Source organism: Niallia nealsonii, assembly GCF_002835805.1.
Taxonomy (GTDB): Bacteria; Bacillota; Bacilli; order Bacillales; family Cytobacillaceae; genus Niallia; species Niallia nealsonii.
Genome location: NZ_PISE01000022.1, coordinates 105,026 through 122,143, shown reverse-complemented (window position 1 = coordinate 122,143; position 17,118 = coordinate 105,026). Strand labels below are relative to the sequence as shown.

Genomic DNA, 17,118 nt, shown 5'->3' with positions numbered 1-17,118 from the left:
AGTAATAGGCCATCCGTGAATAGATTTAAGCAGTTAACTATAAAAGCAGTCTCATTAACCTATTATGCCTCATCTTTTTCCAAATAATAGGTTATTTAAGCAAAAGACTAAAAAAAGGTAGACTGCCTACATATGTTAGACCGTCTACCTGATATATGCAACTATTTTATTACACTTTATAGCTACGCTTTATTTATTCCACCATTGCTGGAAAACACATTACTCAAACAATTGAAAACAATAAACTGCTTGTACATAGCCTACCATTAAATGCATGATACTCTTTGTTATCTATTAATATTAAACCCCTTTGTTAAAGCAACTAAATCATCCGCTATTTGAGCAAGCTGTTTAGTTGAGCTTGTTATCTCCTCCATTGCTGCTAATTGTTCCTGAGAAGATGCAGAAACATTGATAGAATTTTGACTATTTTCTTTTGCAATGCTTGTTACTTGATCTACAGACCCAGCAACCTCCATAATATTAATCGATATTTTATTTGTAGCCTGAAGCACACTATCCATTTGATGGCTCATATCAGACATAGAATCAGAAATAAGATTAAATTTTTCTTTTGTATTATTGGTAATATTAATCCCATCTTTTACTTCCTCTGTCACTCGTTTCATGGTCTTAACAGAAGTAAGTGTATCTTTTTGGATCTCATTTACTAGTACAGCAATTTGTTTTGCTGATTGATTGGATTGCTCTGCCAACTTTCTTACTTCTTCTGCTACAACAGCGAACCCTTTACCAGCTTCTCCTGCACGTGCTGCTTCAATTGCCGCATTTAATGCAAGCAAATTTGTCTGATCTGCGATTTCTGTAATTACTTTTAAAAATTGTCCAATCTCTTGTGAACGCTCTTGCAATAAAGCAATAGAGCTATTTGATTCTTTAACAGAATTTTGAATAAGACTCATTTGTTTTACGGTGCTTTCTACCACTTCTTGTCCTTCTTTTGCTTTTACAATAGCAGCATTGGACGATTTAGCCATTCCTTCTGTACTTTTTGCAATTTCTTTAATTTCACTATTTACCAATGCAACAGAATCTACAATAATTTCCATGCCATTTGTTTGCTCTTCAGACCCTGCTGCAACACTTTGTATAGCAGAAGAAATTTGTTCTGAAACATGGCTTGTGCTAACCGTATTTTCTGATAAAATTTCTGCAGAAGAAGTAATATGTTCAGAAGTTTCATTTACTTTTATAACAAGATTTTTAATAGAATTTTTCATTAGAATAAATTCTTCTGTCAACATGCCAATCTCGTCATTTGATTGTTTCTCCATTTCAATGTTTAAATTGCCTTCTCGTATTTCTTTTGTAGAATACAGCAATTTTTTTATTGGGCGAAGAATAATTTGGTGAATAAAAAAGGATGCAATCAATGTTGTAATTATTAAATTAATAATAGTATTAATAAACATGCTGAATTCAGGACGGAACACATGTGCTTCCCTCATTATCTCGTTCAAATAAATGGAGATAGGGGTGCTAATCATAGTAGCAAGAATAATAACAAGTATTAATTTTATGTTCAAACTTTTAAACGGGGTCTTTTTACGCATAAATTATACCTTCCTCACCTTTTTATAGGATATTATAACTAATTTTGTTCGCGTTGAGAAATTTTCTCTCGTTTTATATTACATGTATCGGCTTTATTTTTCCTTTATAAAGCAGATTATTAAATTAGCATTATTTTTTATTTTTTTGATTACTTATAAACTGTAGATAATTAGACTTTATTTCCTTATAAAAAAAAGAGGTATAGTTCCTAAGAACTATACCTTAAAATGAGAGGAGGTTATGGGGTTACGGTATAAAGAGCAGCTTGCAATTACTTTCTGGAAGGTAATACAAGCTATCCTTTATACTTATTAGATATGTAATTTTTCAGAAAAAGTGTGGGCTTATCCCTTTTTTTGAAAAAAAGGGGCATTTCGCAGCAAAAACTCATGCATCTTTGTTTTGCTATCTTCTATTCTTATGTATATCGTCATACGTTTATTAAAGATGGAATGAATATTGCTATAAAGCAAAATGGAAAGAAGGTAACAAAATGAAAAATTTTTTTATTTTATCTGCTGTTCAATACTGTTTGATTTGGACCTTTTTCAGCACTTTTATTTGCTATATCCTTACAGGGTTTACAGTATACACCTTAGCCGCACTACTTGCCGGCATTACTCTTTCCTTTTTGAACCTATTAGAAGATGAAGTGATTCATAGGAAAATTAGAGGTGATTAAAAAAAATTGCATTTATTATGTATAAAAAGTAAAAAAAGGGACTACACTGTAACTACAAAGTGTAATTCCCCCTTTTGTTGAAGAGAAGTTAACATTCCCATTGAGGTATGCTGACTTCCTCTTTTTTTATTTTCAAAAAAACGACATGCCAAACTAAATAGCAGGCTTCCTTTTATTCTTGGATTAATTGTAAAAATTGTTTCGTTCTTTGCTCTTTTGGAGCAGTAAAAATAGCAGCGGGATTTCCTTTTTCAATAATATAGCCCCCATCCATAAAAATGACTTCATCTGCTACTTCTTTAGCAAACTTCATTTCATGTGTCACAATAATCATTGTCATGCCTTCTTTAGCAAGTTCTTTCATTACCTTTAATACTTCTCCAACTAATTCTGGATCAAGAGCAGAAGTTGGCTCATCAAATAACATAACTTCTGGTTCCATAGCTAATGCCCGTGCAATGCCTACACGTTGCTGCTGTCCGCCAGAAAGTTGAAATGGATAAAAATCTAATTTATCTTCTAAACCAACTTTTGACAGCAATTGTTCTGCCTTTTTTTTAGCAGCAGCTTTGTCTTGTTTTTTGACAACAATTGGTCCTTCCATTACATTTTCAAGAACCGTTTTATGTGGAAATAAATTATAGTTTTGAAAAACCATGCCTGTTAATTTTCGAAAAGTATTTATTTCTTTTTGGCCAACTTTTTTGGAAAAGTCCAGTGTTTGATCTTGGATCGCTATTTTACCTGCAGTCGGAATCTCTAGTAGATTTAAACAGCGCAGCATTGTTGTTTTTCCTGATCCTGATGGGCCAACAACTACAATCACCTTTCCTTTTTCCACTTCCAAACTTATATCTTTTAATACTTCTAATTTTCCAAAATGTTTGGACAATCCATTTATGGATATCATGTTATGCTCCTTTCAAAAAGGATGAGTTATTTCTTATTTAACTAAATGCTTGCTTAATCTTTCTTCGATATGCTGCTGAATGATCGTAAGGGGAAAACAAATAATCCAATAAAGCAAAGCCACTTCTGAATACAATAATAAAAACTCATAATTGGTGCTGGCTATTTGCTGTGCCACACGAAACATTTCTACTACTAAAATCATGGAAGCAAGGGATGTATCCTTAATTAAACTAATAAATGTATTAGATAAAGGAGGCAAAGAAACTCTAGCCGCTTGCGGTAAAATAATTCTTTTTAAGTTTTGGCTATAGCTCATGCCAATAGAATAGCCTGCTTCCCACTGTCCCTTAGGAATGCTACTAATAGCAGCGCGAACAATTTCTGAACCATAGGCGCCTACACTTAAAGAAAATCCAATAACTGCTGCAGGAAATGGATCAATAATAATATTTAAATTAGGCAAACCGTAGAATATAATAAACAGCTGCACTAATAATGGTGTTCCCCTAAAAATAGAAATGTAAATTCTTGCTAGATATTGAAGCACTTTGATATCAGACATTCTTGCAAGTGCAGTGAAAATAGCTAATATAAGACCGATGATAAAGGAAATAATTGATAGTGGTATCGTATAAAAAAACGCCCCCTTCAGCAAAGGCAGAAGGGAACTTTGGGCAATCTCCGTATATCTTTCAAGCAAATCTGGATCTGTGAATATATTACTTAAGAACATTTTCGCCAAACCATTTTTCAGAAATTTTTGTGTACGTACCATCATCAATCATTTCTTTTAGCGCTTTATTGACCGCATCTACTAGTGTCTCATTATCTTGTCGGAACATTAATCCACTTTGTGATACATCATCAGCAGAATCAACAATCTCAATCTTAGCATTCGGCTTTTGCTTTTTATAATCTAAAAAGGATAATTTATCATTAATGGTTACATCTACTCGCTTAGAATTTAATAATTCTGCCGATTGGTTAAACCCATCAACACCAACTAATTCTGCTCCATATGATTTCGCCATTTCTCCATAGTTGCTTGTTAAAGATTGTGCTGCCTTTAAGCCTTTTATATCTTCAAAACTTTTTACATCCGAATCGCTTCTTGCAATTAGAACAGCCGAAGAAGAGATATAAGGATCAGAGAAAGAATATTTTTCTTTTCTTTCATCATTTATTCCTACTTGGTTTGCAATCATATCAAAACGTTTTGCATCTAAGCCTGCAAAGATTGCATCCCATTGTGTCTCTTTAAACTCTGCCTCAACGCCAAGACGTTTTGCCACTTCTTCTGATATTTCTACATCAAAACCAGTTAATTTGCCATTATCATCATGATAAGAGAATGGAGGGTATGTTCCTTCCGTTCCCACAACTAATTTGCCATCTTCTTTTACTTTTGCCAATAAATCATTACTTGTATCTGCACCATTGGACTTATCTGATTCTTCTTTTGTACCGCATGCAGCCAGCACAAAGGATAAGCTCAATAATAATAGAATCATTATACTTAATTTCCTCATATTGTAATTCCTCCAAATTCCGATATGTCTTGTCAGCAATTGCTATCATATTATAATAAATAGGCTTTTGTCAAAGCTTAATACTTGCTTTTATTTTCACCAAAAAAGTAGGTATTAAACTTAAAATTTCTTTTTTATTTTTCAGAACAATCAGTCATCAGATTATTTCAATAAAACAAAATAAAGAGTGGATTATCCACTCTTCTAATTAACCTCGGCACCAGCAAACTGGCTATAATATAACTCTGCATAAAAACCATGTTTCTCTAACAGCTCATCATGACATCCTTTTTCTATCACCGTTCCCTCTTTCATTACTAAAATCATATCTGCATCTTTAATAGTGGAAAGCCTGTGGGCAATGACAAAACTAGTTCTATTTTTCATCAATTCCGCCATAGCTTCCTGAATCTGCGCTTCCGTCCTTGTATCTACACTGCTTGTTGCTTCATCAAGGATTAACAAGGTGGGGTTGGCAAGTAGCGCTCTTGCTATTGTAAGCAATTGTTTTTGTCCTTGGGAAATATTTGTTCCTTCTTCATTAATAATCGTGTCATAGCCATCTGGCAATGTTCGAATAAAATGATCTGCATTTGCCAAAGTTGCTGCTTGCACAATCTCTTCTTCTTTTGCATCTTCTTTTCCATAAGCAATATTATCGCGAATGGATCCTTTAAACAACCAAATTTCTTGAAGCACCATGCCAAACATGCCTCTTAACTTGCCTCGATCCATATCCTGTATGTTCACTCCATCAATAAAGATGGTTCCACTGTCCACATCATAAAAACGCATTAATAAATTAACTAATGTTGTTTTTCCAGCACCTGTTGGTCCAACAATTGCAACTTTTTGACCTGGTTTAATAGAAAGGGATAAATTTTTAATTAAGTCTTCTTCTTTTTGATAGCTAAAATAGACAGAATCGAAACGGACAGCACCTTTTGGAAAGTTAATTTCTTTAGCTGATGAAGCTATTTCTATTTCTTCTTCTTCGTCCAACAATTCAAATACTCTTTCAGCAGATGCAAGGGTTGACTGAATGATATTGGATATATTCGACAATTGCGTAATGGGTTGAGAAAACTGTCGTGCATATTGAATAAAAGCTTGTACCTCACCGACTGTAATGCGCCCTGTTGCTGCAAAAATCGCTCCGATTACGACAATCAACACATAACCCAAATTATTAATCAATGCCATTAGCGGCATAATTAATCCAGAAACAAACTGGGATTTCCAGCTAGATTCATATAACTTGTCATTAATGTCATTAAATTGATGGATGGCTTTTTGTTCATGCCCAAACGCTTTTACCATTTGATGGCCTGTAAATATTTCCTCTACATGACTATTTATTTTACCAAGTGTGGCTTGCTGGTTTTTAAACTGAATTTGGGAACGCTTAGCAATTTGAATGGTAACAAAAATACTCAATGGAATCGTCAAAAAGCAAATAAGCGCCAATATTGGACTTATTGTTAACATCATAATAATGACGCCTATAAATGTAACAACAGATGTAATTAACTGTGTTACACTTTGCTGCAGCGTATTATTAATATTATCAATATCGTTTATCGCCCGGCTTAGCGTTTCTCCATGAGGGGTTTGATCAAAATATTTTAAAGGCATTTTTTTTAGCTTTTTCTGCACATCTTGTCTTAGCTCAAAAATTGTTTTTTGTGAAATGGTAACCATAATAATTTGCTGAATATACGTAAATAATGCACTGATAATATATAATCCAACTAATAAAAGCAGGATCTTTCCAATAGCGGTAAAATCGATAGCTGCATCTGGTACCCCTTTTGACTTTGCAACAAGGCCTTCAAATAAGTGGTCAATTGCTTTAGCCAAAATTTTGGGACTTAAAATAGAAAAAACCGTACTTAATATTGCTGCAATTACTACAAGAAACAACTGAATTTTATATTTCCCTAAATAAATCAAAAGTCTCTTTAAGGTCCCTTTTGCATCTTTCGCTTTTCTAACAGGCATATGACCAGGTCCGCCATGTCCCCTTGATGGAATAATAGGATTTTTGCTATTTCCTTGATCTTTTGTCATACTGTTTCCTCCATAACACTTTGTGAGTAAACAATCTCCCTATACACATTGCAAGTTTCCACAAGTTGATGATGAGTGCCGACTCCTGCAATCTTTCCATCTTCTAGTACGATAATATGATCAGCATCTTTAATGGTTGATACCCTTTGAGCTACGATAACCATTGTTGCATGGTCAATTTCTTTGTGTAAGGCGTTTCGCAGTGCAGCATCCGTGCGATAATCTAATGCAGAGAAACTATCATCAAAAAGATAAATCAATGGTTTTCTTACAAGTGCTCTCGCAATCGATAAACGCTGCTTTTGTCCACCAGAAACATTAGTTCCTCCTTGTGAAATTGGCGCATTTATTCCTTTATTGAAATTCTCTACAAATTCTTTTGCCTGGGCAACCTCCAATGCTTTGTCTACTTCTTCATCTGTTGCATCTTCTTTGCCGAAACGAATATTATCTGCAATCGTCCCTGAAAATAAGACAGCTTTTTGAGGAACAAAACCTAATGTTTGTCTGAGTGCATCTTGTTTAAATTTCCTAATATTAATGCCGTCAATCAGGATTTCTCCTGCTTGTATATCATAAAATCGTGCAATCAAATTTAATATAGTGGATTTTCCTGAGCCAGTTCCACCGATAATAGCTGTCGTTTGACCTGGTTTTATTTGAAAAGATAGATTTTCAAGCACTGGCTTTTCTGCTTGTGGATAGGAGAACACAACATTTTTAAATTCAATTTCTCCTTTTATTGGCTTTTGCTCTCCACTATCTTCATCTGTTATGCTTGCAGGCATTTGCAGTACTTCATTAATTCTATCTGCAGAGGCAGAGGCACGAGGCATCATAACAAATATCATGCTTACCATCATTAAAGAAAACATAATTTGCATGCCATACTGAATAAATGCCATAATATCACCTACTTGCATCACACCTTGGTCTACTTGGATGCCACCAAACCATACGATTGCAACCGTTGATATATTTATGACAACGATCATGATTGGCATCGTAACTGCCATAATTTTATTGACATAGAGTGCTGTTTCTGTTAAATCCTTATTTGCCTGCAAAAATCGCTTCTGTTCATATTTTTCTTTATTAAAAGAACGAATTACTCGAAGTCCTGTTAAATTTTCTCTTAGCACACTATTTAATTGATCAAGCTTTTTCTGCAAGGATTTAAATAATGGAATTCCTTTTTTCATAATGGAAAAAATGACAAGCGCCAGTACTGGTATGGCTACAACAAATACCAACGATAATTTTGCATTTTTGCTTACAGCCATAATAATGCCTCCAATACACATCATTGGAGCAAAGGCTACCATTCTTAATATCATAAGCGTTACTTGCTGCACTTGGTTAATATCATTTGTTGTTCTATTAATTAAAGAAGATGTTCCTAAGCTGTTTACCTCTTCCAGTGCAAAACTCTCCACCTTTTGGAACATATTTCCCCGAATATCACGGCCAAATCCTGCTGCGATACGTGCTGAATAATAGCTGGAAAAGATGGCACAAACAGTTCCAAATGCTGCTATAGCAATCATCCAGCCACCGAGTTGCAGCATGTAGCTTCTATTGTTTTCCATAATGCCAACATCCACGATATCTGACATCAAGTTTGGCAAATAAAGTTCTGAAAAAGCTCTAAACAATGTTAATACAAGAACAATAATAATTCCTATACGATACTTAGTTAATTCTCGCAACAGCTTATTCATTTTAAATGCTCCAGTCCTTTTTAATTTGTTTCATCCCACTTATTACGAACAAAATAGTCGCTTACTTCCTGTAATAAGCTAATAAGCTGATCACTTTTTTTGTCCCCCAAATATTGCACAAGATGAATATATTTTTCTTCTATCTTCTGAAGGATTTCTTTTGTTAAACTTGCTCCTTTTTCTGTTAGAGCTATTCGCACAATACGGCCATCCTCTTTATCATTGATCCTTTTAACCACTCCATCTTTTTCTAAAACATTAATTACTTGTGTAACTGATGGCGAAGTAATTTTTAATGCCGAACTAAGTTGCGAGATGGTTATCTCTTTTTCATTTTTATTATTTTCTTGATGAATAATAAACAGCATAATGATCTCGCTTCTTTTATACCCATTAAAAGAGAGGTTAATATCGGCAAGTTTTCGAAATTTCCTTAATGAATGTAATAATTGCTGCGCTTTTTCTTCCATTTAAATAATTTCTCCTCCTATTAATTAGGTAAGTAACCTAATTATATATTGAACATATCGATTGTCAATTATTAAAGTATGCAAATGAACTGCACCTAATAAAAAAAGCAAAATCACTAATTCATTATTTTTGATTTTGCTTTGAGGCTGTCGACAAACGCTCGCTTTCTTCGTTGTTCGCCTTGTTCGGATACTCATTACCTACCTGGGTAACTCCGCTCCTCCCAAGGCTTCACGCCTCCAAAGACAACCGTTTTCGATCAGCCTGAAAAGTTAGCAAAATAAGCTTTGTCTACACTCTGAAAGCAAATCACTAATTCATTATTTTTGATTTTGCTTTTTTTATTAGGATTTGTGGATAAAATAATTTTTTCTTTTTCAAAAGGCGAGTTTTTTTACATATTTTAACACATAAAACAAGACAGCGAAGCATTTATTAAGAATATCCTTGATAACATGATTTAAACATTATTTTTTAAACATATTAACAGTAGTCAGCAGCTCTTCTGCCAGTACGGTTAGTGCTTTAGCCGAATGCGAAATCTCGTCCATTGATGCAAGTTGTTCTTGGGATGCTGCTGCCACTTCTTCTGCACCTTCTGCATTAAACGAAGCAATGGACACAATGTCACCCGTTTGTGATGTCACCTCTTGAAGACCTGCTGACATTTGCTGTACAGTCGCAGATACCTCCTCAATTTGTGGACCAATCACTTTTGTGCTGCTAATAATTTGTGCAAATTTATTCGAAGTAGCTTCCGAAATAGATAGACCATCTTCTGCATGTATTAAAACTTTACTCATTATTTGGACAGAATGCTCTGTATCTTGTTGAATTTCTGCAATTAAAGTAGATATTAGCTTCGCGGATTCTTGAGACTGTTCTGCTAGTTTTCTCACTTCATTTGCCACTACTGAAAATCCTTTTCCATGTTCCCCTGCTCTGGCAGATTCAATTGCTGCATTTAATGCCAGTAGATTCGTTTGATTGGAGATAGATTGGATCACTTCTATTATCTTGCCGATTTCCTTTGAACGATTAGAAAGAGAATGGATTACTTCATTGGATTGCTTTACTGATTTATTAATAAATTTCATTTGCTCAAGATTTTGAGCGACAAATTCTCCGCCGTCTTCAGCTAATGTTGCTGTTTCTTTCGATAAAGCAGCAACATTAACAGACCTATCTGCAATTTGAAGAGCACCTTTTAAAATTTCTTCTAAAGAATGATTGGAACTCTCCATTTTATCCGTTATTCCTTCTGCATCACTAGCTATTTGCTGCACAGCGGTACTTACTTGATTAGATGCTGCTGACGTTTGCTCTGCACTTGCCAAAAGTTGTTCCGAAGATGATGTTACCTGTTCCATGCTTGAGTTTAATTGTCCAATAAGTAATTTCAAATAGTTCTGCATCTCTGCAAAGCTCTTTGAAAGCTCACCAATTTCATCATTCCCAGCATAAACAATTGTTTCTGTTAAATCACCGCTGCAGATTTTTTTAGCACTGTTCGTTACTTTTTTTAATGGAGTTATAATTGATTTAATTATAATGAAAATAAGTGCCCCACCAATAATAATAGATGCCGCTATCACAATAACAGTCATGATAAATATGCTGGAAGAAGCCTGAGTAATTTCAGCATTGTACATAACCCCTGCGATTTTCCATCCTGTATCTTTATCTGTTTCAAATAACATTACTTTATCTTTGCCTTTTTCACTGAAACTTATGGACCCTTTTTCTTTATTGTATATTTCTTTATACCATGCAGCTTCTTTTGGTTTCACCCCCGAAGTTACTTGTGGATGGTACATATATTTTCCCGATTGATCTAATAAAGTTAAATATCCTTCATTCCCAATTTTAGAGCCACGAATCATATCTTTTAATGAACTTAGTTTAAGATCTATCCCAATAACACCTTTTTTATCATATGTAGTTTTTGCAAATGTCACAATAGAGTTTCCTGTTCGACCATCTTCACGAGGCTGCAGCATAATAATTTCCCCATCTGCCTTCATTGCTTGCTGATACCAGTTTTCCTTTAGTGGATCTAAGTCTTCCGGTGCATTTTGATTTGCATTCAGGAACATCTTCCCATCTTCTCTTGCGAAATACACCCCAAAAACATTTTGATTTTGTCCTAAGTATTGAGTGAAGATTCTTTGGATTTCTTCTTCATTTTCATCTAGCATACTGGCATTAATATTATTCGCCAAAAAAGTGGCGTCCTGCTCTTTTGTCTCCAGAATGTTATTTATTTCAGTATGAATGAAGGCAACACTTTGCTGTGCAGAAAGAAGCATACTATTTTCAAGTTTTTGTTTGGCACTATAAAAAGAAACTGCACCAATAATAATGCTTGGAACCAATAAAATAATCAAAAATGAGATAAGCAACTTTTTGCGTAGCGAGAAATTTAAAATTTGGTTAAATTTAATAGATAGTATATTTTCTCCTTTCTTTTTTTTATACTATTTTTTCTCCTCATATTAAATATTGCCCCTTTTAAAAACAAGTGATATTAAGTTTATCGACAATATCGAGCAGATTATTATAGGAAAATAGCCATTTTTCTGAAAAAAACACAAATAAACACTTATGATATGTTTTACTTATTGTTTTCCTATACGAATAGCCCTATATTACAATATAATCTAATGATTTATTGGCTAAATAATTTTTCATGTTTCCGATAATTACTTCCTTAATTCGATCAGCACATTCCTCCGTAGCTCCACCAATATGATTGGAGCAGAGCACATTTTTTAATTGTGCTAATTCTAAATTAGGTGGTTCACTGCTAAACACATCTAGCGCTGCTCCCTTTATTCTGTTTTCCTTGAGACAAGTGATAAGAGCTGATTCATCGATAATATCCCCTCTTGAGATATTAATTAAATAAGCACTTTTTTTCATTAAATAAAAACGTTCCTTATTAAGTAAATGATAAGTGGATTTTTTCAAATTGGTGCAAATCACCACATAATCAGATGTTTGCAGCAAATCTTCTAGCTCAGTAAATTGAACACCTAACTTTTGAGCAGCAGCATAATCTTTATGATTTCCATATGCAATAATATCCATATCAAACCCTATTGCCCTTTTTGCTACCTTTTTTCCAATTTCGCCAAAACCGATGATACCTAAGCGTTTTCCTTCTATTTCATTCCCCATTAATAGTTTCCAGCTCCCGCTTTTTACTATATTGTTTGATTCTGCCAAGTGTCTGCTTGCAGCAAGCATTAAGCCAAATACTAAATCTGCTACAGAAGAAGCATTTTGTCCTGGTGTATTAGTGACCTTAATCCCTCTCTTTTCCGCTTCTTTTAAGTCAATATTGTCTACACCTGTACCAAATTTTGCAATATACTGCAAATTAGGCGCAACATTCATGACCTCTTGATCAATTTTTTCTACCCCAGTGATAATCACTTCTGCATCCTGTACATAATCAAATATAGATTCCTTTTTTGTTACAATCGATATAACTTCCGCACCTAATTCTGCTAATTCAGCGCAAAGTTGTTTCTCTTGTTTTTTAAAAACTTCACTTAATGATAATAAAACCTTTGTCATATTGTTTATGTTCCTCTCTCCATCTATTACTTTTTCAGTATTTTATTCTCATAAATTCTCTAAATGAAAAATCCATTATTTCATGTTAGAAGATATTATTTGGCGATAATCTTTTAATAAAGGCAATGATCCAACATGTTCAGCTACCTTCCCCCCTAAAATATTTCCGCTTATCAGACACTCACTTAAAGTTTCTGCTGTAGTTGGCATTCCTTCTTCATGGATACAATAAAGAATAGCCGCCATAAAAGCATCCCCCGCTCCATTTGTGTCGATTGCTACAATTGCTTCCCCTTTTTTATGAACCAATGAATTAGGCAGCAAACCATAAGCACCTTTTTCTCCCATCGTAATAAAAACCACAGGAATTCGATATTCTGCTAATCTCTTTAAACCTTCTTCAAGAGTATCTACCTCAAAAAGAAATAGCACTTCTTCTTCCGATAATTTCAATATATCTATAGTATGGAATAATCTTTTAATGACGTTTCTGCATTCTTTTTCACTTGACCATCTTTGCAGCCTGATATTAGCATCAAAACTCACTAGCAAATTCATTTTTTTAGAAATATTTAATGCTTTTTCTGTCGTTTTTTTTGCTTCCGGATGAAAAAGTGTACCAGATCCAAAATAAAATATTTTTTTATTATGGAAAGCATCTAACGTAATGTCTTGTTCCTTTAAAACAAGGTCTGGTGTGTTATTGCTATAAGAATGAAACTGCCTTTCCCCATTAATGCCTGTATGAACATGAACAGCACTTAATTCCTTATTACAATCCATTACGCTATATTTTAAACGAACTCCTTCTTTTTCTATTTCTCCTCTTACAAACAGACTATCTTCTTTTGTTCCTAGCTTTGTCAGATAATAGCTAGGTATTTGAAACCGGCTAATATGTACAGCAACATTTACAGTTGCTCCTCCAAGCTTCTTTTCAAATGTATCGTTTTCGCTGGTTGTAGAAAAAAAATCAATAAAAGCATCTCCAATAGTAATAATTCCTTGTTTTTTCAAAATCATCTTCCTTTTTAAAAGTTTATTTATACCTTAATCATACAAAATGAATCTCTATTTCCAAAACACTTTTAAAACGATATTTTGAAAATGTGAAACTTCTTAATGAATCTTTTCGTTTTATATTAAGTGGAAAAGGAAAGAATCTATTCTCTGAAATTGGGAGTTTTTCTTTCACCAGAAATTTGTTATGATATGGTAGGACATAATGCCGAAATTAACAAATATACATATAGAAACTACAAGATTTAATAGGAGTGAATGGTTTGAACGAATTATGGAATATTATTGTCGCGGTTATATTGGGACTAGTAGAAGGATTGACAGAATTTGCACCTGTTTCATCTACAGGACATATGATTATTGTCGATGATTTATTATTAAAATCAAAGGAAATTTTCCGACCTGAAGTAGCGAATACTTTCAAAGTTGTTATCCAACTAGGCTCGATTTTAGCCGTTGTCATCTTATTTAAAGATCGTTTTTTAAATATTTTAGGTTTAAAAAAAGAAATTAATGGCGTTCGGAAAAAAGGACACAGATTAAGTTTAGTACAGATTATTATTGGATTGCTTCCTGCGGGGATATTGGGTGTGTTATTCGAGGATTATATCGATGAGCATCTATTTACCATTCATACTGTAGTGTATGCATTGATTGTTGGAGCCATTTTAATGATTGTTGCTGACTTTGTGCAAAGACGAAGAAAAAATGCAGCAATTGACACAGTAGACAAAATTACGAATACACAAGCCTTTTTAATCGGTCTTTTCCAATGTATTGCCTTATGGCCAGGTTTTTCCCGTTCTGGATCTACTATTTCCGGAGGAGTATTGCTTGGGTTAAGCCACCGTACCGCAGCTGACTTTACCTTTATTATGGCTGTGCCAATTATGGCTGGTGCGAGCTTTATCTCCTTATTAAAAAACTGGCAATATATCACAATGGATACAATGCCTTTCTTTATTGCAGGTTTTATCAGCGCCTTTGTTTTTGCGATTATATCGATTCGTTTCTTCTTAAAGTTGATTGATAAGATTAAACTATTGCCATTTGCAATTTACCGTATTGTGTTAGCGGTTATTATTATTTTAGTTTTCCTATAATAAAAAAACGATTCTTACCAAAAATAAGAATCGTTTTTTTATTCTGCCAAAGCATATAAAGGAATCACTATTTCAAATTCTGTCCCCTTTGAAGAACTTTCCTTAATGCAAATATCTCCTCGATGTTCTAAGATAATTTTCTTCACAAAAGCAAGCCCCATTCCCATGCCTTTTTCCTTTGTTGTCGTAAATGGATTAAAAACCTCTTCCAAATCATTAATTTCAATGCCTGTTCCACTATCACGCAATGTTATCACAACATTTTCCTGCAGCTCACCTACCGTAATCAAAATCATTCTTGTTGTTCTTTCAGGAGGAATGGCCTCAATACTATTTTTTATAAGGTTAATAAACGCTTGCTGAATATTTGGCTTGTTTATATACGCCTTTATATTTTTTTGCAGGCAATAGAGTTTAATCGCAGCTCTAGATTCTTTAGCACTTTTATTCACCATTTCCACTACTTCTTCTAACAGTGAGTTAACATCTTCCATCGCAAAAGTCAGCTGTGCTTGTTTCATATAAAGCGAATAATTCTCTACAATTTCTTTAAGCTGGTAGGATGCTTTATCCACCAGATCAAAAAACTCTTCATTTTTTTGATCAAGAACTGTATTTTCTTTTATTAGTTTGTGGAAGCCTCTAATGACTTGCACATTATTTTTAACTTCATGTATAAGGCTGCTTGATAAACTGCCTGCATAATCTAATTTTTTTTGCCTTTCCAATAAGCCGTTATATTGATTTGTTTTATCTACATTCATTTTAATAAATTCAAAAATAATCATGCTCGCAAATAATACAATTCCAAGACTGCTAAATAAGATTCCCGTTTGCGGGATAAAATTAAGAAAACCAGAAAAAAACAATAAAAAGGAATACATGGCATAAGCTCTTAAGAATCTTTGTACATACCGATTTTCAACTCGCTTTGCTATAATAATTAAACAAGCTAGAAATATAAGCAGTGTACTCATATGAAAAAGATAGACACTATTAAAAGAACCATATACTGGAAAATAAAAATGAAGTCCCAATGTTTCTTGATTAACTATAGACAAACCTTTAATTCCAAGGGATGTCCAATTTATAAAATATATAAAAATACTCCAAATGATATAAAGATAAAAAACCTTTTTATTAAATACGAAACGCCGTAATTTATTAGAAAAGTAATGAACATTTGAATCAAACTTATTATTATCCAATATAATGATAACGATATAAAAAATTATAGCTATTGAAAATGTAGATCCCATACGGAATAGACGAAATAAAAATAAAGCCGTTTCCTCTGATAGGATAGTTGGAAAATATAATACACTAACAGAAAACTGCCAGATGCTAATAAATAACATATAAATCAATAAAAGAATAGAAAATTTAGAACCATTAAAAAGTCTAAACGTGCCAATAGCTAATACAATAGGAATTAAACCAATCATAAATATAAATATACCAACGATCATGCATTTCTCCTTCTGTCAATAACCACAATTAGTATAAAGTGAAACTTCAATCATTGGGGGTTTTCCACGTCTCCTAATGATTGTTAAATGAGGCAAGATAGGATATAGGGCAAACAGTCGTTGCCACAGGACGTGGGTACTATAGTCTGTGTTCTTTTTTATCAGGCCTTTACTCAGCAAGTTTCTGCCCGCCTAGATTTCTCGTCTTCTCTTATACTCCCTTAGATGAGGGCAAAAGCCCGTTAATACGTGATAAGCAAAGATACATCCCATCTTCCAAAACCTCACTAAAAAGATTTTCGTTATTTTCTTCATATATAATACCACTTTTAAATTTTTCCACAATCACATCGTTCTTTTGTTTAGTCATAAAGAACTATTTTCGTAAAATGTAAGAAAAATCAAATAAAAATCTTTAGTTTTTTACAGTTTTTTGGTAACATCCTAAAAGTACCCCTATTAACAAGGGCAAAAAGATCTTCAAGCTTTAAGATGAAAAAGGATAATAAGGAAGTCTAAGTCAGAGATACAAAAGCCAGGATTATAAAACATAAACGAACGCACCCACAATTTGCAGCAACGTCTACGTTATTTGGCCTTAAGACTTTATATTAACGGCGAAGAAAAACCTCTTACTGACTGAAGTTTCACTTTATAAGGGAGTTAATTTTGATGACTGTTCTACTAGATAACAGGGAAGCTAACAATTTGTTAGTCCATATTCAAAGTTTAAGAAAAGAGTTAATTGAAATGGGACTGCAAGAGGGTTTTCAAAGCACCAATACGATTCAAATAAGTCAAAAGTTAGATACTTATATCGTGTTATATCAAAAAATGGTTTTAACCTGCGAAAAAAATCTGCATACAGAAATTAAAAAAAGCTGTTAACTGCATTACACGTTTTAAAGAGTCCATGACTAATCTTCAAAGGGTTCACTTCTTATGTTCCTGCCTTCATATGGACTACTACTTTTCGATATATGC

Annotated in this window: 14 protein-coding genes; 3 read left to right on the top strand and 11 right to left on the bottom strand. The window is 33.6% G+C overall.

Annotated elements, in window-relative coordinates:
* Positions 1–287: 287 nt before the first annotated feature.
* On the bottom strand, positions 288–1,574 hold the full coding sequence (locus CWS01_RS11325; protein ID WP_101177309.1) for a methyl-accepting chemotaxis protein: 1,287 nt from the start codon (positions 1,572–1,574) through the stop codon (positions 288–290).
* A 494-nt stretch (positions 1,575–2,068) separates the two neighbouring features.
* Here CWS01_RS11325 and CWS01_RS11320 point away from each other — a divergent pair, with 494 nt between their 5' ends.
* A complete protein-coding gene (locus CWS01_RS11320; RefSeq protein WP_101177308.1) occupies positions 2,069–2,257 on the top strand; it encodes a hypothetical protein in 189 nt (62 codons plus the stop codon).
* A 172-nt stretch (positions 2,258–2,429) separates the two neighbouring features.
* On the opposite strand, the gene CWS01_RS11315 is transcribed toward CWS01_RS11320, so the two are convergent.
* The 9 genes from CWS01_RS11315 to CWS01_RS11275 form a co-directional block, all read right to left on the bottom strand.
* Entirely contained in the window at positions 2,430–3,167 is a 738-nt protein-coding gene (locus tag CWS01_RS11315; RefSeq protein ID WP_101177307.1) for an amino acid ABC transporter ATP-binding protein, read from the bottom strand.
* A 33-nt stretch (positions 3,168–3,200) separates the two neighbouring features.
* Positions 3,201–3,902, bottom strand: a complete 702-nt coding sequence (locus tag CWS01_RS11310) for an amino acid ABC transporter permease (protein WP_101177306.1) — start codon at positions 3,900–3,902, stop codon at positions 3,201–3,203.
* Positions 3,889–4,698: an amino acid ABC transporter substrate-binding protein gene (locus tag CWS01_RS11305; RefSeq protein ID WP_101177305.1), complete on the bottom strand. Its 810-nt coding sequence runs from the start codon at positions 4,696–4,698 to the stop codon at positions 3,889–3,891. Before CWS01_RS11305 ends, CWS01_RS11310 begins: the two co-directional genes overlap by 14 nt.
* A gap of 204 nt (positions 4,699–4,902) precedes the next feature.
* Positions 4,903–6,768 (bottom strand): ABC transporter ATP-binding protein, encoded by a 1,866-nt coding sequence (locus CWS01_RS11300; RefSeq protein ID WP_101177304.1) that lies wholly within the window; start codon positions 6,766–6,768, stop codon positions 4,903–4,905.
* Entirely contained in the window at positions 6,765–8,489 is a 1,725-nt protein-coding gene (locus CWS01_RS11295) for an ABC transporter ATP-binding protein (protein ID WP_101177303.1), read from the bottom strand. Before CWS01_RS11295 ends, CWS01_RS11300 begins: the two co-directional genes overlap by 4 nt.
* Positions 8,490–8,509: 20 nt before the next feature.
* Entirely contained in the window at positions 8,510–8,959 is a 450-nt protein-coding gene (locus CWS01_RS11290; protein WP_101177302.1) for a MarR family winged helix-turn-helix transcriptional regulator, read from the bottom strand.
* A 468-nt stretch (positions 8,960–9,427) separates the two neighbouring features.
* Positions 9,428–11,347 carry a methyl-accepting chemotaxis protein gene (locus CWS01_RS11285; RefSeq protein WP_101177301.1) on the bottom strand — a complete coding sequence of 640 codons (1,920 nt, stop codon included), beginning with the start codon at positions 11,345–11,347 and terminating at the stop codon, positions 9,428–9,430.
* Between the two features lie 256 nt (positions 11,348–11,603).
* Entirely contained in the window at positions 11,604–12,542 is a 939-nt protein-coding gene (locus tag CWS01_RS11280; RefSeq protein ID WP_101177300.1) for a phosphoglycerate dehydrogenase, read from the bottom strand.
* Positions 12,543–12,617: 75 nt separating this feature from the next.
* Positions 12,618–13,559: a carbohydrate kinase family protein gene (locus CWS01_RS11275; protein ID WP_157827631.1), complete on the bottom strand. Its 942-nt coding sequence runs from the start codon at positions 13,557–13,559 to the stop codon at positions 12,618–12,620.
* 266 nt (positions 13,560–13,825) lie between these two features.
* Between CWS01_RS11275 and CWS01_RS11270 the strand changes: the two genes are divergently transcribed.
* Positions 13,826–14,665 carry an undecaprenyl-diphosphate phosphatase gene (locus tag CWS01_RS11270; protein WP_101177298.1) on the top strand — a complete coding sequence of 280 codons (840 nt, stop codon included), beginning with the start codon at positions 13,826–13,828 and terminating at the stop codon, positions 14,663–14,665.
* Between the two features lie 38 nt (positions 14,666–14,703).
* Here the strand turns inward: CWS01_RS11270 and CWS01_RS11265 are convergent, their stop codons facing one another.
* On the bottom strand, positions 14,704–16,134 hold the full coding sequence (locus CWS01_RS11265) for a sensor histidine kinase (RefSeq protein WP_101177297.1): 1,431 nt from the start codon (positions 16,132–16,134) through the stop codon (positions 14,704–14,706).
* 672 nt (positions 16,135–16,806) lie between these two features.
* Between CWS01_RS11265 and CWS01_RS11260 the strand changes: the two genes are divergently transcribed.
* The gene (locus CWS01_RS11260) at positions 16,807–17,022 is read left to right on the top strand and encodes an aspartyl-phosphate phosphatase Spo0E family protein (RefSeq protein WP_101177296.1); all 216 of its coding nucleotides are present in this window, start codon (positions 16,807–16,809) and stop codon (positions 17,020–17,022) included.
* Positions 17,023–17,118 lie beyond the last annotated feature (96 nt).